Below are 22,315 nucleotides of genomic sequence, written 5' to 3'. Positions count from 1 at the left end.
CCACGGTCGATCCGGTCGGTCTGGCCGGCATCGCGATCGCCGGGGCCGTGGCATCCGCCTCGAAGTACCTCCTCGCCTGGCGCGGCCGGCACGTGTTCAATCCCGCGGCGGTGGGGGCCACCGTCCTCACCCTGATCTCGGCGATCAGCGGGGTCTACGCGCTGGGGTGGTCCTCGTGGTGGGTCGGCTCGCCGGTGTTCGGCCCGCTCGTGCTCCTGCTGGGCGTGATCCTGCTGTGGCGCACCGAGAAGCTGCGGGTGATCGCCCTGTTCTGGGTGGTGGCGCTCGTGGTCGGCGTGGTCGCGGCCGCCGTGCAGTACCGGCAGCAGGGCGTGCCGGTGGACGTGTGGACGCTGGTGTGGCGACGCCTGTGGTCCTCGCCGCTGCTGTTCCTGGGCGCGTTCATGCTGTCCGAGCCGCTGACCCTGCCCCCGCGACGCTGGCAGCAACTGGTCGTGGCCGCGGTGGTCGGGGTGCTCGTGGGCTGGGCGCCGCTGTTCGGCACGTTCCCGGTGGGCCTCGGCCAGGAGCGGGCGCTGCTGGTGGGCAACCTCATCGCCTTCCTGTTCGCCGTCCGTGCCGCCGTGCGCCTCGTCTTCGAGGGCCGCGCGGCGATCACGCCCACGGTGGAGGAGCTGGTCTTCCACGCCGGCCGCGGCTTCTCGTTCACCGCGGGCCAGTTCCTCGAACTGGACGTGCCGCATCGCCGCCCGGACGCCCGCGGCACCCGTCGCGAGTTCAGCATCGCCTCGGCCCCCGAGGACCTGCCCACCGTGCGGATCGCGTTCCGGCGCGGATCGCAGTCGACGTACAAGAAGGCGCTGGCGGCGATCACGCCGGGCACGGCGCTGGCGGTCACCGGCGTGTGGGGCGACTTCGTGCTGCCGCGGCATCCCGACAGCCGCGTCCTGATGGTGGCGGCCGGCATCGGCGTGACCCCGTTCGTGTCGCAGCTGCGCCATCTGACGCTGACCGGCCGTGCCCGCGACATCATCGTGATCTACGTGGTCTCGGATGCCGCCGAGCTGGCGTTCCGCGACGATCTGGCCGCGACCGGGGTGCGCGTCATCGTCTTCAGCCGCGACGAGCCGGATCGGCTGCCGCCGCAGTGGGAGTGGGCGCGGGGCGTGCGGCTGACCGCCGACGTCCTGCAGCGCACCGTGACCGACCTGGGTGAGCGCCACGCGTACGTGTCCGGCCCGGCGGCGCTGATCGCCGACCTGGCGCCGGCGCTGGAGCGGGCGCGCTCGATCACGACCGACGCGTTCAGCGGCTACTGATCGGCGATCGCCGACGGATCGTCGGGGCGGGCGGGGATCCGCACCTCGAACGTGGTGTCGCCGGGGACGCTGTGCGCGGTGATGGTGCCGTGGTGGGCCGCCACGATGGCCCGCACGATCGACAGGCCCAGCCCCGTTCCGCCGGTCTTCCGGGCGCGGGACCGGTCTGCACGGGCGAACCGCTCGAACAGCTCCGAGGCCACCGACGGGTCGATGCCCGGACCGTCGTCATGCACGCGCAGCACGGCGTCGGCGCCGTCGCGGAGCACGGTGGTGGTCACCTCGCTGCCGGCGGGGGTGTGCGTGCGGGCATTGGCGAGCAGATTGGCCGCGACCTGGTGCAGACGTGCGGTGTCGCCGGCGACGATCACCGGATCCTCGGTCACCTCGACCCGCCAGTGATGGTCCGGACCGGCGGGGCGCGCGTCCCCGACCGCCTCGACGGCCAGCCGGGTCAGATCGACCGTGTCGAACACCAGCTCCTGTCCCTCGTCCAGGCGTGCCAGCAGCAGGAGATCCTCGACCAGGGCCGTCATCCGCAGGGACTGCGCCTGGATGCGCTCCAGCGCCTGCGAGGTGCCGTCGGTCAGGTCGGGGTCGCGCAGCGACAGCTCGGAGTAGCCGCGGATCGACGCGAGCGGGGTGCGCAACTCGTGGCTGGCGTCGGCGACGAAGCTGCGCATCCGCTCCTCGTTGTGCTGGCGGGCCTGCAGTGAGGTGCTGACGTGGTCCAGCAGCGTGTTCAGCGCCGCCCCGACGCGCCCGATCTCGGTGCGCTCGTCCACCTGGTCGGCCGGGACGCGCTCCGCGATCGACACATCGCCCTCGGCCATGGGCACGGACGCGACCCGGGTGGCGGTGTCGGCGACCGCACGCAGCGGACGCAGACCCCGCCGGATGACGACGGCGATCGCCGCGGCCAGGCAGCAGGCCACCCAGGGTGACCAGCAGGACGGTGGTCAGGATCTGCGCGATCGTCGCGTTGACCTCGCTCAGCGGAAGGCCGCCGGCGATCGCGTAGGCATTGCCGAGGGAGGTGCCGCGCAGACGGTAGGCGCCCAGCGCGTCGATCGACACGGTCGCGGTCTGCTCGTGCTGCAGCGAGACGGCGACCTGCTCCACCTGTCGTGCCGACAGCTGCCGCACGTCGCCGTCTTCGTCGACGTAGGCCCCGTCGGGCGGGCTGCCCGCGGGCTGGGCCACGAGGAGGAAGCCGGGCTGGGGGCGGGAGTTCTGCAGTGTCTCGTACGCCACCATCGAATTGCCGGTCAGCGACGGACGGGGGAGGTTGGGCGCGACCGCCGCGACCGAGTCCCGCACCTTGGTGTCCAGGTTCTGCTCGCAGGATGCCGCCCAGGATCGCACTGGTGCCCAGCGCCACGGCCGCCAGGATCAGCGCCACGATGCCGATGACCGTCGCCATCAGGCGGGTCTGCAGACTCATGTGGGCCCGCCGGGATGCGAGCGGAGCGGTCACTGGGGCGCTTTGATCATGTACCCGACGCCGCGCACCGTGTGGATCAGCGGCTCTTCGCCCTGGTCGATCTTCTTGCGCAGATACGAGATGTACAGCTCGACGACGCTGGAGCGGCCGCCGAAGTCGTAGTTCCACACGCGGTCCAGGATCTGGGCCTTCGAGACCACCCGGCGCTGGTTGCGCATGAGATAGCGCAGCAGCTCGAACTCGGTGGCCGTCAGTTCGATCTGTCGGCCGGAGCGCTCGACCTCGTGGCTGTCCTCGTTCAGGGACAGGTCGCCCACGCGCAGGATCGGCTCGGCCTCCACGTCCTGGGCGGTCCCCGAGCGCCGCATCAGCCCGCGCAGCCGCGCCACCACCTCTTCGAGGCTGAACGGCTTGGTGACGTAGTCGTCGCCGCCGGCGGTCAGGCCCGCGACCCGATCGCCGACCGAGTCCTTCGCCGTCAGGAACAGCACCGGGACGTTGTTGCCCGAATGACGCAGCCGCTCGAGCACGCTCATCCCGTCCAGGTCGGGCATCATGATGTCCAGCACCAGGGCGTCCGGCTGGTAGTCGCGGGCGGCCTGCAGCGCTTCGAATCCGGACGCCGCGGTGTGCACGTCCCACCCTTCCATCCGCAGCGCCATGGACAGCAGATCGGTGAGCATCTGCTCGTCGTCGACGACGAGGATGCGCGGGGCGGCGCCGTCCGCGCGGTGGAGGGAGGAACCGGCAGGCAGTCATGGTCATGTCTCGATTCTCGTCATCCCGCTGTGAGGGAGCTATGGCTCAGCCTATGGCGATCCTGTGAGTCTCGGAAGGGCCGCGGTCAGGATCTTCGCGGCAGCAGCAGGAACGCCAGCAGCGCATGAACAGCATCCCCAGGGTGGCTCCGGCGGTGTTGGCGACGATATCGCGCACATCCGGCACGCGCGACGACAGCAGCAGCGCCTGCGCCGACTCGATCGCGCCGCTGACCAGCAGTCCGACCACCGGCGCGGTCCACCAGCCGCGCACGCCGAACCACAGCACGGCGAGGACGCCCAGCGGCACGAACATCACCACGTTCGAGGCGAACTCGACCCGGTCGAACGTGATCCAGGCGGTGGAGGAGTGCTGCGCGAACCACTGCAGCAGGCGATCCAGCCCGTTCGCGATGTCGGCGCCGTACGGCCGCGCGCGCAGCGTCATCCAGCCGACCGCCCACAGGTAGCCGGCCGTCAGTGCGGTCAGCACGAGGCGGGCCGCGGTGCGCTGCACACGCAGGCCGGGAGAGACCCGCAGCTCGGTCAGTGCGTGTCCTCTGCCTCGATCTCGCTGCGGTCGCCCGACCACAGCGTGTGGAACGTGCCCTCCCGGTCGGTGCGGCGGTAGGTGTGCGCACCGAAGAAGTCGCGCTGCCCCTGGATCAGTGCGGCCGGCAGGCGGTCCGCGCGCAGGCCGTCGTAGTATGCCAGCGACGACGAGAAGGCGGGAGAGGGGATGCCGGATTGCGCCGCCGTCGCCACGATCCGGCGCCAGGCCGCCTGCGCCCGCTCCAGCGCCTCGACGAAGTAGGGCGCGGTCAGCAGCACCTGCAGATCGGGGGTCTGCGCATACGCCTCGGAGATGCGGTTCAGGAACTGGGCGCGGATGATGCACCCGCCGCGCCAGATCTCGGCGACCGCGCCCAGGTCGATGCTCCAGTCGTACTGCGCGGCACCGGCGCGGATCTCGTCGAACCCCTGCGAATAGGCGACGATCTTCGAGGCGAACAGCGCCAGGCGGACGTCCTCGATGAAGCCGGAGGCGTCCGTGACCGCAAGCGGCTCGGCAGGGCCGGGCAGCTGCGCGAGCCGCGGCGCGCTGGTCCGGGTGGCTGGACAGCGACCGGGCGAAGACCGCCTCGGCGATCCCCGACACCGGCACCCCGAGGTCGATCGCGGTCTGCACGGTCCAGCCGCCGGTGCCCTTCGCACCGGCCTGGTCGACGATGACATCCACCAGCGGGGCGGCCGTCGCGGCATCCGTCTGCCGGAGCACCTCGGAGGTGATCTCGATCAGGTACGAGTTCAGCTCGCCGGCGTTCCAGTCGGTGAACACGTCGGCGATCTCGGCGGGGCTCAGGCCGGTGCCGCGCCGGATGAGGTCGTATGCCTCGGCGATCAGCTGCATGTCGGCGTACTCGATGCCGTTGTGCACCATCTTCACGAAATGCCCGGCGCCGTCGTGGCCGACGTGCGTGACGCACGGCTCGCCCTCTGCGATCGCCGCGATGCCCTTCAGGATCGGGCCGAGGGTGACCCAGGACTCGTCCGACCCGCCGGGCATCAGCGACGGGCCCCGCAACGCCCCCTCTTCGCCGCCGGAGACGCCCATGCCGACGAAGTTGATGCCGGTGGCGCGCACCGCCTGCTCGCGGCGGATGGTGTCGGTGAACAGCGCGTTCCCGCCGTCGACGATGATGTCACCCGGCTCGAACACCTGCACCAGCTCGTCGATGACGGCATCCGTGGGTCGTCCCGCCTTGACCATGATCACCGCGGTGCGGGGCACCGTCAGCGACGCGGCGAACTGTGCGTAGGACGAACCGGCGACGAATCCGGCCTCGGGGTGGTCGGCGAGCAGCTCGTCGGTCTTGGCCTGCGTGCGGTTGTACACCGCCACCGTGTTGCCCTCGCGGCTGGCGAGGTTCCGGGCGAGGTTCGAGCCCATCACCGCCAGGCCGATCACGCCGATGTTGGCCGTGGGCTGGTCGCTCGACTCGGTCACGCGCACTCCTTGAGGAAGGGATCACAGGGATGATCCCAGCCTAGATCAGTGCTTGCGGTAGTTGTTCTGCCGGCCCAGGTGCCAGAACGACGCCACCAGGCTGACCGCCCCGATGAGCACGACCAGGCCGATGAATCCCAGGAGCATGTCCGAGGCGAGCTGTGCGTCCATGTGTTCCTCCTGGGGCGGGTCGAGTGCGCAGACGTCGTCCTCATGCTATCGGTCCGCCTGATAGACTTGGGACGCAACTTCGGCGAGGGATGCCGCACGTGCACCCGATGCGCGGCGAGTGGCATCCGTGATCGACGCGGTGAAGCAGGCCCTGCGGCTTTCCTCACGCGCATGCGTTCGAGTTGAACACAGACCCCGAAACATCAGGACCTGCCCCGCAGGTCTGCGAGGAGAGACACATGTCTGACGACACCAAGGTGCACGCCGAGCTGCGTGAGAACTTCGGCAAGGGCTTCGCGCGCCGTCTGCGCGCCGCCGGCAAGATCCCCGCCGTCATCTACGGCCACGGCACCGACCCGGTGCACGTCGCACTGCCGGGCCACCAGGTCTCGCTGCTGGTGCGTCGCGCCAACACGGTGCTCGAGCTCGATGTCAACGGCGCCCACCAGCTCACCCTGGTCAAGGACGTGCAGCGCGACCCGGTGCGCCAGATCATCGAGCACATCGACCTGCTCGTCGTGAAGAAGGGCGAGAAGGTGCAGGTCGAGGTCCCCGTGATCGTCGTCGGCGAATCCGCGCCGGGCACGATGGCCAACCTCGACACGACCACCCTGCGTCTCGAGGTGGAGGCGACCCACATCCCGGAGCACGTCGAGGTCAGCATCGAGGGCCGCGAAGAGGGCGAGCACCTCACCGCCGGCGACATCGCGCTGCCCAAGGGCGCGTCGCTCGTGGACGAGAAGGACCTGCTGATCATCGCGATCTCGGTGCCGGCCGCGGCATCCGTGCCCGAGGACGAGACCACCGAGGCGGAGGCCGCCGAGGTGGCGCCCGCCGAGGAGCCCGCCGCGGAGTGATCCATGCCGCAGACGTGGCTCGTGGTGGGCCTGGGTAATCCGGGACCGCAGTACGAGACGACCCGGCACAACGTCGGCCAGATGGTCGTCGACGAGCTGGCTGCTCGGCGCGGGGAGCGCTTCAGATCCCACAAGGCCGGTGCACGCGTGGTCGAGACGTGGCTGCGCCCCGGCGCGGACAAGGTCGTGCTGGCGAAGCTGAACAGCTATATGAACGTCTCCGGCGGCCCGGTCGCGAACCTGTCCCGGTTCTACGGCGTCGACCCGGCCCACGTGATCGTGGTGCACGACGAGCTCGACATCCCCTTCGATGCGATCCGGCTCAAGGTCGGCGGCGGGCACGGCGGCCACAACGGCGTACGCGACATCGCGAAGGCGCTGGGCACACCCGACTTCCCGCGAGTCCGGGTGGGCATCGGGCGCCCCCGGGCCGGCAGGACCCGGCCGACTGGGTGCTCGACCCGTTCAGCGCGGCAGACCGCGCCGCGCTCCCGCTCGTGCTCGGCGACGCGGCCGACGCGGTGGAGCTGCTCATCGACGAGGGACTGCTGCCCGCCCAGCAGAAGCACCATGCCCCGAGGACGTGAGACGCGGAGCATGTCGGCGGGAGAACGTAGACTCCTGGAGTGACAGTTCCCGGGATCGCGCGCGCCCTCGCGCAGGCCGAGACCGTGCGAGAGGCGCTGGCCGCGGCATCCGTGGACGCCGACCTCTCCCTCGTCGAAGGACTCGATGCCCCCGTGCTCGCGTCCCTCCTGGAGCGGCGGCGGCTCGCCGACAAACCGGCCGCCCTGCTGGTGATCACCCCGACCGGGCGCCGCGCGGACGCCGTCGGCCCCGCCCTCGAGGCGCTGCTGCCCGGTGCCACCGTGCTGCACTTCCCCGCATGGGAGACTCTGCCGCACGAGCGGCTCAGCCCCAGCGCCGAGACCGTCGGCCGCAGGCTGGAGGGCTTGCATCGGATCCGGGAATGGGATGCCGCCGACCCGCAGCTGCGGGGTCCGCTGATCGTCACCGCGTCGGTGCGCGCCGCCCTCCAGCCGCTCGCCGGCGGGCTGGTCGACGGCGAACCGCTCAGACTGTCGGTGGGCGGGCGCACCCACGAGCTCGCCGAGGTCAGCGCCCTGCTCGTGGAGCGGGCCTACCACCGGGTCGACATGGTCTCGCGCCGCGGCGAGTTCGCCGTTCGCGGCGGCATCCTCGATGTCTTCCCGCCGACCGCGGACCACCCGTACCGGATCGAGTTCTTCGGCGACGAGGTGGATCAGATCCGCGCCTTCTCGGTGGCCGACCAGCGCAGCCTTCCCGGCGAGGTGCGCGATGTGCGGCTGCTGCCCAGCCGCGAGCTGCTGCTCACCGACATGGTGCGGGAGCGCGCCCGCGCGCTGGCGGACCACTCGCCCGGTCTGCGCGGCATGCTGGAGAAGCTGTCCGAGGGGATCCCCGCCGAGGGGATGGAGTCGCTCACGCCGGCGCTGGTGGACCAGCTGGTGACCCTGGTGGACTATCTGCCGGCCGCCACGGCGGTGGCGCTGCTGGACCCGGAGCGCTCCGTCACCCGGGCGCTGACCCTCTCCGACACCAACCGCGAGTTCCTCGAGGCCGCGTGGAGCGCAGCCACCGCCGGCGGCGACGCGCCGATCGAGCTGGGCGCGGGCGACTTCGTGACCCTGCCCGCGCTGCGCGAGGCCGCTCGCGCCCGCGGCGGGGTCTGGTGGGCGCTGAGTGCCTTCGATTCGGGCGCCGTCGAAGCGGCGCGCATCGACGGCCGGCCCGTGCCCTCGTTCCAGGGGAACGTGGAGGGCGCGACCGATCACATCGGGCGCCTCCTGGCGGACGGCTACCGGGTGGTGGTCGCGGCATCCGGACCGGGCCTTGCCGATCGGGCCCGCGACGTCCTCGCCGAGCGCGGCTACGCGGCCCGCCGGGTCGACGAAGTGCTCGAGGCGCCCGAACCCGGGGTGGCCCATGTCGTGGTGGCGAGCCTGGAGCGCGGGTTCGAGGTGGACGACGCCAAGCTCGCGGTCCTGACCGAGACCGAGTTCTACGGGCGGACCATCAGCGGCGACAACCGGGTGGTCAAGAAGCTGGCCTCGCGTCGGCGCAACGTCGTCGATCCGCTTCAAGCTGAAGCCGGGCGACCACGTCGTGCACTCCACCCACGGCATCGGCCGGTTCGTCGAGCTCACCCAGCGCGAGGTGTCCACCGGCGGACGCAACGCGGTCAAGAGCATGCGGGAGTACCTCGTGCTGGAGTACGCGCCCAGCAGGCGGGGCTACCCCGGCGACAAGCTGTACGTTCCCACCGACCAGCTCGACCTGCTGTCCCGGTACGTCGGGGGAGAGGCCCCGGCGCTGTCGAAGATGGGCGGCAGCGACTGGGCGCAGGCGAAGGGCCGGGCGCGCCGGGCGGTGCGCGACATCGCGGTCGAGCTGGTCAAGCTCTATTCGGCGCGAATGGCGTCCAAGGGCCACGCGTTCGGGCCGGACACGCCCTGGCAGCGCGAGCTGGAGGAGGCGTTCCCCTTCGCCGAGACCCCGGACCAGCTGCAGACCATCGACGAGGTCAAGGCCGACATGGAGAAGCCGATCCCGATGGACCGGCTGCCGTCCGGAGACGTCGGCTTCGGCAAGACCGAGGTCGCCGTCCGGGCCGCCTTCAAGGCGATCCAGGACGGCAAGCAGGTCGCGATGCTGGTGCCCACCACGCTCCTGGTCAAGCAGCACCTCGAGACGTTCACCGAGCGGTTCGCCGGCTTCCCGGTGCAGGTGCGCGCACTGTCGCGGTTCCAGACCGACAAGCAGGCGCGCGAGATCGTCGCCGGCCTGGCCGACGGCACCATCGACATGGTCATCGGCACGCACCGCATCCTCACCGAGAAGGTGGTGTTCAAGGATGTCGGACTGCTCATCATCGACGAGGAGCAGCGGTTCGGCGTGGAGCACAAGGACTCGCTGAAGAAGCTGAAGACCAACGTCGACATCCTGGCGATGAGCGCCACGCCGATTCCGCGCACGCTGGAGATGGCGGTCACCGGGATCCGCGAGATGTCGACCCTGCAGACCCCGCCCGAGGACCGGCATCCGATCCTGTCCTACGTCGGCCCGCGCAACGACAAGCAGGTCGCCGCGGCGATCCGCCGCGAGCTGCTGCGCGAGGGGCAGGTCTTCTACGTGCACAACCGGGTGCAGTCCATCCAGCGCGTGGCCGCGCAGCTGGCCGAGCTCGTCCCCGAGGCGCGCATCGCCGTCGCGCACGGGCAGATGGGCGAGAACCAGCTGGAGCACGTCGTGGACGACTTCTGGGAGCGCCGCGCCGATGTCCTGGTCTCGACCACCATCATCGAGACCGGGCTGGACATCTCCAACGCGAACACGATGATCATCGACCGCGCCGACAAGTACGGGCTCAGCCAGCTGCGACCAGCTCGCGCGGCCGGGTGGGGCGCGGGCGCGAGCGCGGCTACGCGTACTTCATGTACGACGAGAACAAGCCGCTCTCCGAGACCGCCGCCGACCGGCTCGAGACCATCGCGGTGAACAACGACCTCGGCTCGGGCATGCAGGTCGCGCTGAAGGACCTCGAGATCCGCGGAGCGGGCAACCTGCTCGGTGCCGAGCAGGCGGGTCACATCGCCGGGGTCGGATTCGACCTGTACCTGCGGATGATCGGCGAGGCCGTGGCCGCGTTCCGCGGGGAGGAGACCGAGGGGCCGACCGAGCTGCGGCTCGAGCTTGCCCGTGGCCGCGCGCATCCCGGAGACGTTCATCGACAGCGAGCGGCTGCGGCTGGAGGCCTACCAGAAGCTGTCGGCCGCCGCATCCGCCACCGCCGCGGACGATGTGATCGATCGCGTCGTCGACGAGCTTGCGCGATCGCTACGGCGAGCCGCCCGCCGAGGTCGAGGGGCTCATCGCGGTGGCGCGCCTGCGGCGCCGCGCGGCCCAGGCCGGGCTGGCCGACGTGGTCACGATGGGACCGAACCTGCGCCTGGCGCCGGCGCATCTGCCCGACTCGATGCGGGTGCGGCTGATGCGGCTTGCATCCGAAGGCGAAGGTGGTCGCCGGCGGCGAGGCGCTCGTCGTGCCGCTGCCGACCGTCGACGGCGATCGGATGCCGGACGCCGAGCTGATCGCGTGGGCGCGTCAGCTGATCGACCAGCTGTGGCCGCAGGAAGTTCCGAGCGCGCATCGGGCGAACGCATAGCCGGCGCAGAACCGCAGCCGACGCTTCGCTGACTACGCTGACCTCGCGCGCCGCCGAGACGCGGCAGGGGACGAGCCGGAAGCGGGCGAGATGGATCGATGGTTCCTGAACCTCAACGTCATGAGCGGTCCGATCCCGGCCGCCGTCTGGGTGATCACGGCGATCGTCGGAATCGTCCTCCTCGTGCGCGATCACACCCGCAACTGGATCATCACGGCGCTGCCGGCCGTGCTCGGCGGTGCGGGTCTGGGTGTGGGCATCGTCTGGTGGTGCAATGCCAGCGATGCCTTCGGCGTCCCGCTCCCGCACGGCACCGGATGGTGGATGTCGCTGGCCGGCGGCGGGATCGGACTGGGGATCGCCAGCCTGTGGCGCACCCACTGGTGGCGCAAAGCGGTCGCCGGACTGCTGATCGTGCTCGCGCCGCTGTCGGCAGGCCTCGGCATCAACGCGGGGTTCGGGCTGACGCCGACCATCGCGGACGTGCTGGGCATCAACACGCTCCCGTCGGTGGGTGCGCTGCCGGCCCTGCCCGCACACCACGACGCCCACCCGGGTAGGCCGATCGACCTGACATGGCGGCCGCCGGCCGGCATGCCCGACAAGGGCCGCATCGGCACCCTGTCCGGGGCCGAGCGCATCCCGTCGACCGGCGGTTTCGCGCCGCGGGACGCCACGATCTACCTGCCGCCGGCGGCGCTCGTGCCCGACGCGCCCGCACTGCCCCTGGTCGTGATGATGAACGGCAAGCCGGGCCGCCCCAACCCGTCGTACGTCCGCACCGCGCTGGACACACTGGCCGCGCGCCATCACGGGCTGGCGCCGATCGTGATCATCGCCGACCAGCTGGGCAGTCCCAGTCGGCAGCCGGCCTGCTCGCCGTACTCGGTCTTCGGGAACGTGTCGCGGTACTTCAACACCGACATCATCCGGTATGCCCGCAGCCATCTGAACGTCCTGACGAGTCCGAAGGACTGGACGATCGCCGGCTACTCCGACGGCGGGGCCTGCGCGCTGAAGTGGGCGGCGCAGTATCCGAAGATCTGGGGCAACATGATCTCCCTGTCCGGCGACCTCTTCCCGGGCGCGTCCGAGCCCCGGACGTCGCTGGCCCAGGGGTTCCGCGGGAATCAGGTCCGCGACCTCGCACAGCGCCCCTCGGTGTTCGTCGCGGAGAACAGGCTTCAGTTCGCCGGACACCACGCCTTCTTCACCGCGGGGGCACTGGACCCGCGATTCTCGGGCTATGCCGTGCAGAACGCCGAGCTGCTGCGCCGCGCCGGCTTCACGGTCTCGCTCCAGGAGATCGCCGGCGCGACGCATGTGGGGACGGCGCTCAGCGGTGGACTGCTGGCCGCGTTCGGTCAGCTGTACCCGGTGCTCGGTCTGGCGCCGTCACGGTGATGCGCGTCCTGGGGCGCTACCTGACGCGGCATCCGTTCTCGGTCGCGCTGGCCGTGACCGTGATGGTCAGCGGCTGGCTGTTCTCGCTGCCGCGCACCGGGGCGACCCGCTGGCTGTCCGCCGGCCCGGCGACCACGGGCGAGGAGCACCTGTGGTGGACACCGGTGACGGCCCTGCTCGTGCCCAGCTCGCTGCTGGAAGCCGTGCTGACGGCAGCCATGGCGCTGACCGTGATGGCCTACGTCGAGCGCGTGATCGGCACGACGCGCGCGGTCCTGGGCTTCTTCGGCCTGGGAATCGTGGCGATCCTGGCGGGCATCGGCATCCACCTGCTGACGATCTGGCTGGGCACGCCGCTGCTGGTGCTGGCACGGCCGGAACTGACCCTCGATCCGGCGATCGGCGTGTTCGCGGTGGTGATGCTGGGCAGCGCGTCGGCGCCGACGCTGTTCCGGCGTCGGATCCGGGTCATCGGCTTCGCGACGGTGCTCACGTTCGCCCTGTACGGCGGCGATCAGGACAGCTTCTACCGCGTGCTCGCCGCGGTGCTGGGTCTGGCGCTGGGCGCCCTGCTGGAGCGGGGAGCGCGTCTGGCGGTTCCGCGGCCGCCGACGATGCCGCCTCGCTGGCGGCGGATGTCCTACGCGGAGGTGCGCATGCTGGTGGCCGCCGTCGTGGCCGTCACCGGGGTCGGGCCGCTGATCGTCCTGCTGAGCCACACGGTGGCCGGCCCCCTCTCCCTGCTCGTCTCCGGCTTCGCGCAGGTCGACCGGGGCGAGGCGTTCGAGCGCTTGCGCGACGTATTTCGACAACGGATGCGACGCCGGCACGGTGCACGGCCTGGCGCGCGGGGTCGGCGCGGTGCTGCTGAGCCTCGTGCCGGTCGCCCTCAGCCTGGCGGCCGCGTGGGGCCTGCGTGCCGGCCGTCGCGCCGGGTGGTTCGCCGCGCTCGCGATGAGCGCGGTCAGTCTGGTCGCCACCGGAGCGGCCGTGGGGATCCTCAGCCTGCTCAACCCCGCCGGGCTGGAGCGGGTGGGCGAGCGGTTCGCTCTGGCGGCGGGGCTTGCCGTCGGCGTGCCGTTCGCCGTCGTCGTCGCTCTCGTGCTGACCCGGCACCGGTTCGCTGTGCGCAGCGGCCGCCGGCCCGCTCGACGGTTCTGGGTGACGATCAGCGCATCCTTCGCCGGTGTCCTCCTCGTCTGGGGGGTCGTCGCGGCGGTCAGCGGGACGCTCGGGCTCGGGCTCGGGCTGTGGACCACGTTCGGCCGCTTCCTGGCCGTCCTTTTGCCGGCCGGGCTGGCACGCGGCCTTCCCCGTCCCGGGCCGCACGCTCCCGGCGTCATGTCCCTCATCGACCAATGGGCGGGGGTGGCGTTCTGGGCGGTGGTGATCGTCGCGCTCCTCGTCCTGCTGCACGCCGCCCACCACGGGGACGACGGCGACAGCATCCGGTTCCGCAAGCTGCTGCATGCACCCGGCGGCGGGACCCTCGGGTTCCTGGGCACCTGGCAGGACGTCCGGCACTGGGTGGCTGCCGACCGGGACGGTGCGGTGGCCTACCGGCTGATCGGCGAGGTGGCGCTGACGGTCGCCGATCCGGTGTGCGCCCCCGGTCGGGAGGGCGAGATCGTCGACGGCTTCCTCCGGTTCTGCGATCGGCGCGGCTGGACGCCGATCTTCTACAGCATCCACGACACCACGCTCGCCGTGCTGCACGCCCGCGGCTGGCAGAGCGTGGCCATCGGCGAAGAGACGATCGTGCGCCTGCCCGGTCTGGACTTCTCCGGCGGGCGCTGGAAGCGGGTGCGCCAGGCTCTGGCCAAGGCGGATCGGGCCGGGATCGGCGCGGTCTGGACGCGCTGGGAGGACATCCCGCCCGAGATGGCGGCTCAGATCGAGGTGCTCAGCGAGCATTGGGTCGCCGAGAAGGCGCTTCCCGAGCTCGGCTTCACGCTCGGCGGCCTCGCGGAGCTGAAGGATCCGGATGTGGCGCTTGCTGGCCGTCGACGCGTCCGGCGACCTGCAGGCGATCACCAGCTGGCTGCCGAACTGGCGGGACGGGATGCTGGTGGGCTGGACGCTGGACTTCATGCGCCGCGGCGACGAGGCGATGGCCGAGATCATGGTCTATCTGATCGCCACCGCCGCGCTGCGCATGCGCGATGAGGGCGTGGAGTCGATGAGCCTGTCCGGCGCGCCGTTCGCCCGTCGTGCGTCCTCGACCGGGAACAGTCCGCCCGCGGCGTCACTGGTGTCACGTCTGCTGGCCTGGCTGGCCGATGTTCTCGAGCCGGTCTACGGCTTCCGCTCGCTGTTCGCGTTCAAGATGAAGTTCCATCCCGAGCTGGACAGCATCCACATGGCGTACGCGGATGTCGCGAGCCTGCCGACGGCGGGTCGGGCGATCACGCGCGCCTACCTGCCGGCGGCATCACCACGGCAGACGCTCGCGCTGATGCGGATGCTGTCGGAGCGATCCCGCTGAGCTCAGATGACGCCCTGGGCCAGCATCGCTACGGCCACGCGCTCGAAGCCGGCGCAGTTGGCGCCGACCACGTAGTCGCCCTCGTGGCCGTAGCGGCGGGCCGCCCCGAACGAGGCCGCGTGCACGTCGCGCATGATCCCGCGCAAGCCGATGCTCGCTGTCGGCGAAGCTCCAGCGCTCGCGTCCGGCGTTCTGGGTCATCTCCAGCGCCGAGGTCGCCACGCCGCCGGCGTTGACCGCCTTGCCCGGTCCGAACAGCACGCCGGCGGACTGGAACGCCTCGACCGCCTCGGGCGTGGACGGCATGTTCGCGCCCTCGGCGACCGCCCGTACGCCCCCGTCGATCAGAGCCCGCGCGTCGGCGTCGTCGATCTCGTTCTGCGTGGCGGACGGAATGGCCACCTCGACCGGCACGGACCACGGATTCGCGCCCTCGATGAACCGGGCACCGGGTCGCCGGGCGGCGTACTCCGAGATGCGGGCCCGCTCGACCTCCTTCACCTGGCGCAGCAGGTCGACGTCGATGCCGTCGTCGTCGACGATGCAAGCCGGAGGAGTCGGAGGCCGTCACCGGCAGCGCGCCGAGCTGACGCGCCTTGTCGATCGCGTAGATGGCGACATTCCCGGACCCGGACACGCCCACCCGCTTGCCCTCGAGCGTCTCGCCGTGCACGGCCAGCATCTCCTGCACGAAGAACACGGCGCCGTAGCCGGTCGCCTCGGTGCGCACCTCGGCGCCGCCCCACGACGTCCCCTTGCCGGTGAGCACACCGGACTCGTGCCGATTCACCAGGCGCCGGTACTGGCCGAACAGGTAGCCGATCTCGCGGCCGCCCACACCGATGTCGCCGGCGGGCACGTCGGTCTGCTCGCCGATGTGGCGGTACAGCTCGGTCATGAACGCCTGGCAGAAGCGCATCACCTCGGCGTCGCTGCGGTCACGGGGATCGAAGTCGCTGCCGCCCTTCGCACCGCCGATGCCCTGGCCGGTCAGCGCGTTCTTGAAGATCTGCTCGAAGCCGAGGAACTTGATGATCGACAGATTCACCGAGGGATGGAACCGCAGGCCGCCCTTGTACGGGCCCAGTGCGGAGTTGAACTGGATGCGGTACCCGCGGTTCACGTGCAGCCCGCCGTCGTCATCGGTCCACGGGACGCGGAACATGATCTGGCGCTCGGGCTCGACGAGGCGTTCGACGATCCCCGCGTCCGCGAACTCCGGGTGCCGCTCCAGCACGGGCCCGATCGAGTCGAGCACCTCGTGCACCGCCTGCAGGAACTCGGGTTCATGCGGATTGCGGTCCTGTACGGTCTCGAAGACGCTGCGGACGGGCGAGGGCAGAGCGGTGAGAGTCGTTGTCACGGATGAGGCTTTCTGGCCGGATGCGGGGGGAACGCGCGCGCACGCGAACCTTCATACTCTACCGACGCTACGCTGGCGGCCAGGCGACCGCACGTAACAAGCCCGACCTCGCAAGGGAGCGCGCATGCTGTTCGAACATCTCGGAGCCGAGCCGCAGATCGACCCCACGGCGGTGATCGCGCCGACCGCGGTCATCAGCGGGGACGTGACCATCGGCCCGGACTGCCAGATCCTGCACGGAGCAGTGATCACCTCGGAGGGCGGGCCGATCACGCTCGGCGCCAGCGTGATCGTGATGGAGAACGCGCTGGTCCGCGCCAGCGCGACCAACCCGGTGCACATCGGCGCGCACACCCTGGTGGGACCGATGTGCAGCATCTCGGGCGCCACGATCGGCTCGGAGGTGTTCCTGGCCACCGGCACCCGGATCTTCAACGGCGCGCACATCGACACCGGATGCGAGGTCCGGATCAACGCGGTGGTGCACCTGCGCACGCACCTGCCGGAGGGCACCATCGTGCCGATCGGCTGGGTGGCGGTGGGCGACCCGGTGCAGATCCTGCCCCCGGCCGAGCACGAGCGGATCTGGCAGGAGCAGCAGGAACTCGACTTCCCCGGCTACGTGTTCGGGTTGGATCGGGAGACCCCCGACCTTCTCGTCCAGCTCACCGAGCGGTACGGTCGCAGCCTGTCCCGGCACGCGGACGACCGACGCCTGGACGGCTGATCGGCGCGGGCAGCGCCGCCGCATGTCGGTAGCATGGTGCGCGGTGTGCCGGGAAGTCTGGTCGGCGGTCGTCGCGGATGCGGCGGCCCGACCCACGGAGGTGCCATGACCCTGCTGCGCTCTGCACGCTTCCCCGCCGTCCTGCTGCCTGGCGGCGATCTGCGGGCTCGTGCTGGCCAACTCCCCAGCCGCATCCGGCGCGTTCGCCGTGCAGCACCTGCACGTCGGCATCCCGGGGACGCCGTTCCTGCTCGACGTCGGCGAGCTGATCGCCGACGGGCTGCTGGCGGTGTTCTTCTTCACCGTCGCCGTCGAGCTGCAGTACGAGCTCACCAGCGGTGAGCTGGGCTCGGCGCGCAAGGCCGTGCTGCCGGCGATCGCGGCCGCCGGCGGGGTGGTCGCGCCGATCGCCGTGTATCTCGCGGTGGCCGCGCCGGCCGGCCTGGCCGCGGGGTGGCCGGTGCCGACCGCCACGGACATCGCCTTCGCCCTCGGCGTGCTGGCCGTGTTCGGCCGCGGGCTGCCGCCGACCGTCCGGGTGTTCCTGCTGGCGCTGGCGATCCTCGACGACATCATCGGAATCGTCTTCATCGCGGTGCTGTTCGCGCACGGGGTGAATCTGTGGCTGCTCGTGCTGTCGGTCGTCCTGGTCGTCGTGTTCGGTGTGCTGAGCCGACGGCTGGGCGGTCCTGGGGGTCGCGCCATCGTCGCGGCGATGATCGTGCTCGCGGTGGCCGCCTGGGCCGCCATGCTCGCGTCCGGCGTGCACGCGACGATCGCCGGCGTCCTCCTCGGGCTGGCGATCGCGCAGAGGCCCGGGCTGCGTGCGCGCTACACGCTGGAGCCGTGGGTGAACGGCGTCATCCTGCCGCTGTTCGCGCTGTCGGCCGCGCTCGTGGCGATCCCGGCGATCGGCGGCGACGGGCTGTCGCCGGTGTTCTGGGGCATCGTCGTCGCACTGCCGGTCGGCAAGCTGGTCGGCATCACGGGGGCGGGATGGATCGCGCAGCGCGGGCTGCGGGTGCCGCGGGCGGCACGCCTGCCGTTCGGCGACCTGCTGGCCGCGGGAGCCCTGGGAGGCATCGGATTCACCGTCTCGCTCTGCTGGCCAATCTCGCGTTCGCGGGGGACGCGCTGCGCGACGAGGCCGTGCTCGGCGTGCTGTGCGGATCGGGCGTCTCGCTCGTGCTGGCGGTGATCGTCGTATCGTGGCGTGCACGCCACCACAGCAGGATCGGAGCGAGCGCATGAGGCAGGAGCTGGTGCGGGTTGAGCACGATGCCGAGATCCGCGGGGCGCGGCTGGCGTGGTCGGTGGAGGGCGAGGGACCCACGGTGGTGTGGGGGCACGGCGTCACCCACGACCGATGGACGATGGTGGATGCCGGTGTCTACGACTTCGCGCCGATCGTGGCGGCCGGGTTCCGTCTGGTGCGCCTGGACTGGCGCGGACACGGCGTGTCCGGCGGCGGAGCCGATCCGGACGAATACACATGGTCGTCCCTCGGCGCGGACCTGCTGGCGCTGCTCGAGCTGATCGACCCCGACGAGCCGGTCGCGGCGATCGGCTGCTCGATGGGCACCGGCGCGATTCTGCACGCCGCCGTCCGGGCACCCGAGCGGTTCCGCCGACTCGTGCTGACGGCGCCCCCGACGGCGTGGGATACGCGCGCCGCGCAGGCCGAGCTGTACCGCCGGCTGGTCCCGATGGTGGCCTCCGGGGGGCGGACGGCACTCGATCGCGCGATGGCGATGGCGCCGCCCACCGGCATCTTCGCCGAGCTGGACGCCCCGCTGCCGGTGGCCGTGGGCGACCGGGTGCTGCCCGCGGTGCTCGAAGGGCTGCCCGCAGCGACCTCCCCGATCCGGATGCGCTTGCGCGGTCTGGCGATCCCCACGCTCGTGCTCAGCTGGGCGGATGACCCGGGGCATCCGGTCTCGACCGGGCGTGGATTGCACGATCTGATCCCCGGCTCGCGGTTCGGGGTGTCCGCTCCTCTGGCCGAGGTGCGCGGATGGGGCGCCCGGGCGGCGTCCTTCCTGCGGGAGGACGCGTGAGTGACATGACGCCGGAGCGGGGCGAGCCGCTGCGGGCGGCGGCCGAGGTGATGCACGAGGTGCGGGACAAGTGCGTGTGGACCCAGCAGATCACGCACCGCGACCTCGTGCCGTATCTGGTCGAGGAGAGTGCGGAGCTGATCGACGCCGTCGAGACCGGGTCGCGCGCAGACCTGCGCGAGGAGCTGGGCGACCTGCTCTGGCAGGTGCTGTTCCACGCCGAGATCGCCTCGCGCGACCCGGATGACCCGTTCGACATCGACGACGTGGCACGCGGGCTCGGCGAGAAGATGGTGCGCCGGCATCCGCACGTCTTCGGCGACGCCGTGGCGCGCACGCCGGATGAGGTGCTGGTGCTGTGGAACGCGGCCAAGGCCGAGGAGAAGCGCACACGCACGAGCGTGCTGGACGGGGTCAGTGAGCGGATGCCGTCGCTCGCGCTCGCGCAGAAGCTGCTGGGCAGGGCTTCGCCCGTCGCAGCGCCCTCGCCTCGCGCGGGGGGTCCGAGCCGCAGCCCCAGTCCGAAGAGGACCTCGGCGACGCCCTGCTGGCACTCGTGGCCGACGCGCGGGAGCGCGGGTGGGATGCCGAGCGGGCGCTCCGCGAGCGCCTGCGGCGCCTGCAGTCGGAGGTCCGCACCGCCGAGGCGGCGGCCGCGGTCCCGGGCGGACGGAGCGGTGCCCGGGATCTGGAAAGCTAGAGTCGTGCCCACCGTCACTCCGCCGCGCGGGATGCGCGACTTCCTCCCCGCCGACAAGGCTCGCCGCGAGCGCGTGCTCGCCGTCATCCGGGAGCGGTACCGCGCGCACGGTTTCGATGAGATCGAGACCCCGGTGATGGAGGAGTACGGCCGGCTGCACGCCGGCATCGGCGGCGACAACGAGAAGCTCGCCTACAACGTGCTGCGCCGGGGGCTGGACGCCGACGCGATCCGCGCCGCCGCCGACGAGCCGGCCGCGCTCGCCGTCGGAAGGCTGGCCGACCTGGGGCTGCGGTACGACCTGACCGTGCCGCTGGCGCGGTTCTACGCCACCCACCGGGCCGAGCTGCCGACGGTCTTCCGCTCGATCCAGATCGCGCCGGTCTGGCGCGCGGAGCGGCCGCAGAAGGGCCGGTACCGGCAGTTCGTGCAGTGCGACATCGACATCATCGGCGATGCGTCGGCGCGCGCCGAAGCAGAACTCGCCGTGGCGACCCTCGACACGCTGGACGCCCTGGGACTGGCCGGCGGCAGCATCCGGATCAACGACCGTCGCGTGCTGGACTGGATGCTGGAGACGTTCGGGTTCGCCCCCGAACAGCGCTCGGGCGTGCTGATCACCATCGACAAGCTGGACAAGATCGGTCCGGCCGGGGTCGCCGCCGAACTGCGCGAGCGCGGCGCCGACACGGCCGCGGTGGATGCCTTCGAGGCGTTCCTGCTCCGGCCGCAGGCGCTGCAGACCCCGCCGTACGGCGAGCAGCAGATCCGCGGCGCGCTGCCCGACGGCGCCCCCGACGACGTCGTCGCACACCTGGCGGGGATCGGGACCGCGGTCGCCGCGGCGCGGCCGGCCGGCGAGGCCATCCCGCTCGTGTTCGACCCGTTCCTCGTGCGCGGCATGGGCTACTACACCGGGACGATCCTCGAGCTGGCCCACCCGTCGGTGTCGTACTCGCTCGGCGGCGGCGGGCGCTACGACGGCATGATCGGCCGGTTTCTGGGGCAGGACGTGCCCGCGGTCGGCTTCTCCATCGGCTTCGAGCGGATCGTGGATCTGGTGGCGCCCGAGGAGGATGCCGCGGCCCGATCGGTCGTGCTCGTGCACGACAAGGACGTGCCCGTGGCCGAACTGGCCGCACTGAAGGCGCGGTTCGTGGCCGAGGGGATCCGGGTCCGGCTGGAGACCCGTACCAAGAACCTGAAGGCGCTGCTGGAGCGGGCCGCCGCCGACGGCTACACCCGGTTCGCGACGGTCGCGGCCGGCCAGGACGAGCCGGAGCTCAAGCCGCTGGGATGAGTCGCGCCCGGGGATGGACGCTGCTCAGCCCTGCTGAGCGGCCCACTCCGCCACGCGCGCGACACTCTCGGCTTCGGACAGATCCTCCACCCGGGTCATCAGCGACCAGCGCACGCCGAACGGATCGCGGATGCTGGCGTACCGATCGCCGGAGACGAACGTGGACGGCGCCTCCCGGACCGTCGCGCCGGCCGCCGCCGCCCGCGCAACGACGGCATCCACGTCCGCGACGTACAGCCCGATCGAATGGCAGCTGCCGTTCCCGTCGGGTGCCGGCACGAGATCGTACGCCGGCGACGGCTCCCCGATCTGCAGCAGCCCAGCCCGAAGTCCAGGCCGGCGTGGGCGACCACGCCGTCGAACTCGGTGACATCGGTCACCCGGGCGCCGAGCACGTCGCGGTAGAACTCCAGCGCACCTCGCGCATTGCGGATGGCCAGGAACGGGGTGATGCTGGTCGCCGTGTGCGGCCGGCCGTCCGGAGGTCGAGGCGGCCGACCTGGTGGCCTGGTTCTGGGTGCCGGAGTGGGATCTGCCGCCCGGCGCCGCATCGACGCAGGAGGTGCTCGCCTACCCGGCGGCCAATCTGGTGGTCAGCCCGGACGACGTCCGGCTGTGGGGCGCCGCCACCCGCCGCACCGAACGGGTCCTCACCGGCACGGCCTGGGCGGTGGGCGCGCTGCTCGGCCGGCGGCGCTGGAGGCCCTCGCTGCGGAGCCCGTGCGCCTGGTCGACGGCTCCATCGCGGTCGCGGCTCCGGAACTGGTGGCGCGCATCCGCGCCGTCATGCCGGGTGGGGCGGCCGCAGCATCCGCTCGCCTGGGTGCCTGGCTGAACGAACAGGTGGGCGCCCGCACAAGTGAGGCGCGGCTGGCGGGTGCGCGAGCATCCGGACGAGCCGCTGGCCGGGATCGCCGCGGAACTCGGCTACGCCGATCAGGCGCACCTGGCCAGCGACTTCCGCAGGGTGCTCGGGTTCACGGCCTCGCGCTACCGATGCGATCGGTCCCCGAGCTGAGGATCGCGCCTCGGTGACCCGGCGCTTCTCGCGCACGTACACCTCGCGGCGCACGTGGGCGACCACGTCGCCTTCGGCGTCGGTGATGTCGGTCTCGAACCACTCCAGCACCTTGGCGCCGCCGTGCGCCCGCTCACGCAGTTCGGCGATCTTGGCCGGCGGCACCTCGAACCGGGCGGTGAGCACGCCGCGGCCGGGCTTTCGGAACTCGATCTCGCCCTTCGTGTCCCAGACCACGTAGTCGCGGCCGATCTGGTGCATCACGAGCATGAAGAAGTACGGGTCGGTCATCGCCGACATCGATCCGCCGAACGCGGTCTTCACGTAGTTGCGGGTGATCGGGTTCACGTGCAGCTCGACCGTGGCGCTGGTCCAGTCATCCGCGAACCGGCGCACGCGGATGCCGCTGCACAGGTTGGGGATCCACAGGCTCATGATCAGGGCGAGGCGTCGCGGGGTCATGGTCGCCAGTGTGCCGGATCCGCCGGCCGCTCGCACTTCGTGCGTGCGCGGTTGTTCTAGCTGTAATAGAATA

Annotated in this window: 16 protein-coding genes and 7 pseudogenes; 13 read left to right on the top strand and 10 right to left on the bottom strand. The window is 71.5% G+C overall.

Going from position 1 to position 22,315, the window contains the following annotated elements; all coding sequences use genetic code 11:
* The first annotated feature begins 47 nt into the window (after positions 1–47).
* Positions 48–1,280, top strand: a complete 1,233-nt coding sequence (locus L2X98_RS02455) for an FAD-dependent oxidoreductase (protein WP_354002892.1) — start codon at positions 48–50, stop codon at positions 1,278–1,280.
* Here L2X98_RS02455 and L2X98_RS19810 read toward each other — a convergent pair.
* The 5 genes and pseudogenes from L2X98_RS19810 to L2X98_RS02430 form a co-directional block, all read right to left on the bottom strand.
* Positions 1,274–2,215 carry a sensor histidine kinase gene (locus L2X98_RS19810; RefSeq protein WP_354002891.1) on the bottom strand — a complete coding sequence of 314 codons (942 nt, stop codon included), beginning with the start codon at positions 2,213–2,215 and terminating at the stop codon, positions 1,274–1,276. The genes L2X98_RS02455 and L2X98_RS19810 overlap by 7 nt on opposite strands.
* Before the next feature lie 538 nt (positions 2,216–2,753).
* On the bottom strand, positions 2,754–3,479 hold the full coding sequence (locus L2X98_RS02445) for a response regulator transcription factor (RefSeq protein WP_259613161.1): 726 nt from the start codon (positions 3,477–3,479) through the stop codon (positions 2,754–2,756).
* 49 nt (positions 3,480–3,528) lie between these two features.
* Positions 3,529–3,975, bottom strand: coding sequence for a VanZ family protein (locus tag L2X98_RS02440; protein ID WP_259613160.1), 447 nt, complete (start codon positions 3,973–3,975; stop codon positions 3,529–3,531).
* 53 nt (positions 3,976–4,028) lie between these two features.
* A pseudogene (gene gnd / locus L2X98_RS02435) lies at positions 4,029–5,433 on the bottom strand (NADP-dependent phosphogluconate dehydrogenase).
* Between the two features lie 102 nt (positions 5,434–5,535).
* A complete protein-coding gene (locus L2X98_RS02430; RefSeq protein WP_259612209.1) occupies positions 5,536–5,661 on the bottom strand; it encodes a hypothetical protein in 126 nt (41 codons plus the stop codon).
* A gap of 239 nt (positions 5,662–5,900) precedes the next feature.
* Here L2X98_RS02430 and L2X98_RS02425 point away from each other — a divergent pair, with 239 nt between their 5' ends.
* The 4 genes and pseudogenes from L2X98_RS02425 (at position 5,901) to L2X98_RS02410 (ending at position 12,130) form a co-directional block, all read left to right on the top strand.
* Positions 5,901–6,518, top strand: a complete 618-nt coding sequence (locus tag L2X98_RS02425; RefSeq protein ID WP_259612208.1) for a 50S ribosomal protein L25/general stress protein Ctc — start codon at positions 5,901–5,903, stop codon at positions 6,516–6,518.
* A gap of 3 nt (positions 6,519–6,521) precedes the next feature.
* Positions 6,522–7,105, top strand: a pseudogene (pth, locus tag L2X98_RS02420) (aminoacyl-tRNA hydrolase).
* 39 nt (positions 7,106–7,144) lie between these two features.
* Positions 7,145–10,726: pseudogene (gene mfd / locus L2X98_RS02415) on the top strand (transcription-repair coupling factor).
* Positions 10,727–10,816: 90 nt separating this feature from the next.
* A complete protein-coding gene (locus tag L2X98_RS02410) occupies positions 10,817–12,130 on the top strand; it encodes an alpha/beta hydrolase (RefSeq protein ID WP_259612207.1) in 1,314 nt (437 codons plus the stop codon).
* A gap of 16 nt (positions 12,131–12,146) precedes the next feature.
* Here L2X98_RS02410 and L2X98_RS02405 read toward each other — a convergent pair whose 3' ends face one another.
* Together L2X98_RS02405 and L2X98_RS02400 are read right to left on the bottom strand one after the other, a co-directional pair.
* Positions 12,147–12,350 carry a hypothetical protein gene (locus L2X98_RS02405; RefSeq protein ID WP_259612206.1) on the bottom strand — a complete coding sequence of 68 codons (204 nt, stop codon included), beginning with the start codon at positions 12,348–12,350 and terminating at the stop codon, positions 12,147–12,149.
* An 18-nt stretch (positions 12,351–12,368) separates the two neighbouring features.
* Positions 12,369–12,623 carry a hypothetical protein gene (locus L2X98_RS02400; protein ID WP_259612205.1) on the bottom strand — a complete coding sequence of 85 codons (255 nt, stop codon included), beginning with the start codon at positions 12,621–12,623 and terminating at the stop codon, positions 12,369–12,371.
* Between the two features lie 461 nt (positions 12,624–13,084).
* Between L2X98_RS02400 and L2X98_RS19805 the strand changes: the two are divergent.
* Both L2X98_RS19805 and L2X98_RS02390 read left to right on the top strand, forming a co-directional pair.
* Positions 13,085–14,116: pseudogene (locus tag L2X98_RS19805) on the top strand (phosphatidylglycerol lysyltransferase domain-containing protein); the annotation flags it as partial.
* Positions 14,115–14,615, top strand: coding sequence for a DUF2156 domain-containing protein (locus L2X98_RS02390; protein WP_259612204.1), 501 nt, complete (start codon positions 14,115–14,117; stop codon positions 14,613–14,615). The pseudogene L2X98_RS19805 and the gene L2X98_RS02390, both read left to right, overlap by 2 nt.
* A gap of 2 nt (positions 14,616–14,617) precedes the next feature.
* Here the strand turns inward: L2X98_RS02390 and gdhA are convergent.
* Positions 14,618–15,957: pseudogene (gene gdhA / locus L2X98_RS02385) on the bottom strand (NADP-specific glutamate dehydrogenase).
* A gap of 145 nt (positions 15,958–16,102) precedes the next feature.
* On the opposite strand from gdhA, the gene L2X98_RS02380 reads away from it, so the two are divergent.
* The 5 genes and pseudogenes from L2X98_RS02380 to hisS all read left to right on the top strand — a co-directional run bounded on the left by L2X98_RS02380 (position 16,103) and on the right by hisS (position 20,762).
* Entirely contained in the window at positions 16,103–16,705 is a 603-nt protein-coding gene (locus L2X98_RS02380) for a gamma carbonic anhydrase family protein (protein WP_259612203.1), read from the top strand.
* Between the two features lie 169 nt (positions 16,706–16,874).
* Positions 16,875–17,903: a Na+/H+ antiporter NhaA gene (locus tag L2X98_RS02375; protein WP_259612202.1), complete on the top strand. Its 1,029-nt coding sequence runs from the start codon at positions 16,875–16,877 to the stop codon at positions 17,901–17,903.
* Between the two features lie 49 nt (positions 17,904–17,952).
* Complete coding sequence (locus tag L2X98_RS02370; protein ID WP_259612201.1) at positions 17,953–18,762, top strand: alpha/beta fold hydrolase; 810 nt, start codon at positions 17,953–17,955, stop codon at positions 18,760–18,762.
* A pseudogene (locus L2X98_RS02365) lies at positions 18,720–19,019 on the top strand (MazG nucleotide pyrophosphohydrolase domain-containing protein); the annotation flags it as partial. The gene L2X98_RS02370 and the pseudogene L2X98_RS02365, both read left to right, overlap by 43 nt.
* A 474-nt stretch (positions 19,020–19,493) precedes the next feature.
* A complete protein-coding gene (gene hisS / locus L2X98_RS02360) occupies positions 19,494–20,762 on the top strand; it encodes a histidine--tRNA ligase (RefSeq protein WP_259613159.1) in 1,269 nt (422 codons plus the stop codon).
* Positions 20,763–20,786: 24 nt separating this feature from the next.
* Here the strand turns inward: hisS and L2X98_RS02355 are convergent.
* Positions 20,787–21,313: pseudogene (locus L2X98_RS02355) on the bottom strand (VOC family protein).
* Between L2X98_RS02355 and L2X98_RS02350 the strand changes: the two are divergent.
* Positions 21,265–21,597 (top strand): DUF6597 domain-containing transcriptional factor, encoded by a 333-nt coding sequence (locus tag L2X98_RS02350; RefSeq protein WP_259612200.1) that lies wholly within the window; start codon positions 21,265–21,267, stop codon positions 21,595–21,597. The pseudogene L2X98_RS02355 and the gene L2X98_RS02350 overlap by 49 nt on opposite strands.
* On the opposite strand, the gene L2X98_RS22045 is transcribed toward L2X98_RS02350, so the two are convergent.
* A complete protein-coding gene (locus L2X98_RS22045) occupies positions 21,547–22,242 on the bottom strand; it encodes a PaaI family thioesterase (protein WP_435526240.1) in 696 nt (231 codons plus the stop codon). The genes L2X98_RS02350 and L2X98_RS22045 overlap by 51 nt on opposite strands.
* Positions 22,243–22,315: the final 73 nt, after the last annotated feature.

The sequence above is a fragment of the Microbacterium elymi genome, from assembly GCF_021582895.2.
In the GTDB taxonomy this organism is placed as follows: Bacteria; Actinomycetota; Actinomycetes; order Actinomycetales; family Microbacteriaceae; genus Microbacterium; species Microbacterium humicola.
Note: the sequence above shows the minus strand (reverse complement) of the source record. Positions and strands in the feature narration are given on the sequence as shown.

Bases quoted from the DNA above. Each gene is read 5' to 3' on its own strand.
- L2X98_RS02380 (WP_259612203.1), top strand. From the start codon at position 16,103: ATGCTGTTCGAACATCTCGGAGCCGAGCCGCAGATCGACCCCACGGCG.
- L2X98_RS02430 (WP_259612209.1), bottom strand. From the start codon at position 5,661: ATGGACGCACAGCTCGCCTCGGACATGCTCCTGGGATTCATCGGCCTG.
- L2X98_RS02425 (WP_259612208.1), top strand. From the start codon at position 5,901: ATGTCTGACGACACCAAGGTGCACGCCGAGCTGCGTGAGAACTTCGGC.
- L2X98_RS02390 (WP_259612204.1), top strand. From the start codon at position 14,115: ATGTGGCGCTTGCTGGCCGTCGACGCGTCCGGCGACCTGCAGGCGATC.
- hisS (WP_259613159.1), top strand. From the start codon at position 19,494: ATGCGCGACTTCCTCCCCGCCGACAAGGCTCGCCGCGAGCGCGTGCTC.
- L2X98_RS22045 (WP_435526240.1), bottom strand. From the start codon at position 22,242: ATGACCCCGCGACGCCTCGCCCTGATCATGAGCCTGTGGATCCCCAAC.
- L2X98_RS02410 (WP_259612207.1), top strand. From the start codon at position 10,817: ATGGATCGATGGTTCCTGAACCTCAACGTCATGAGCGGTCCGATCCCG.
- L2X98_RS02370 (WP_259612201.1), top strand. From the start codon at position 17,953: ATGAGGCAGGAGCTGGTGCGGGTTGAGCACGATGCCGAGATCCGCGGG.
- L2X98_RS02405 (WP_259612206.1), bottom strand. From the start codon at position 12,350: ATGGCTGCCGTCAGCACGGCTTCCAGCAGCGAGCTGGGCACGAGCAGG.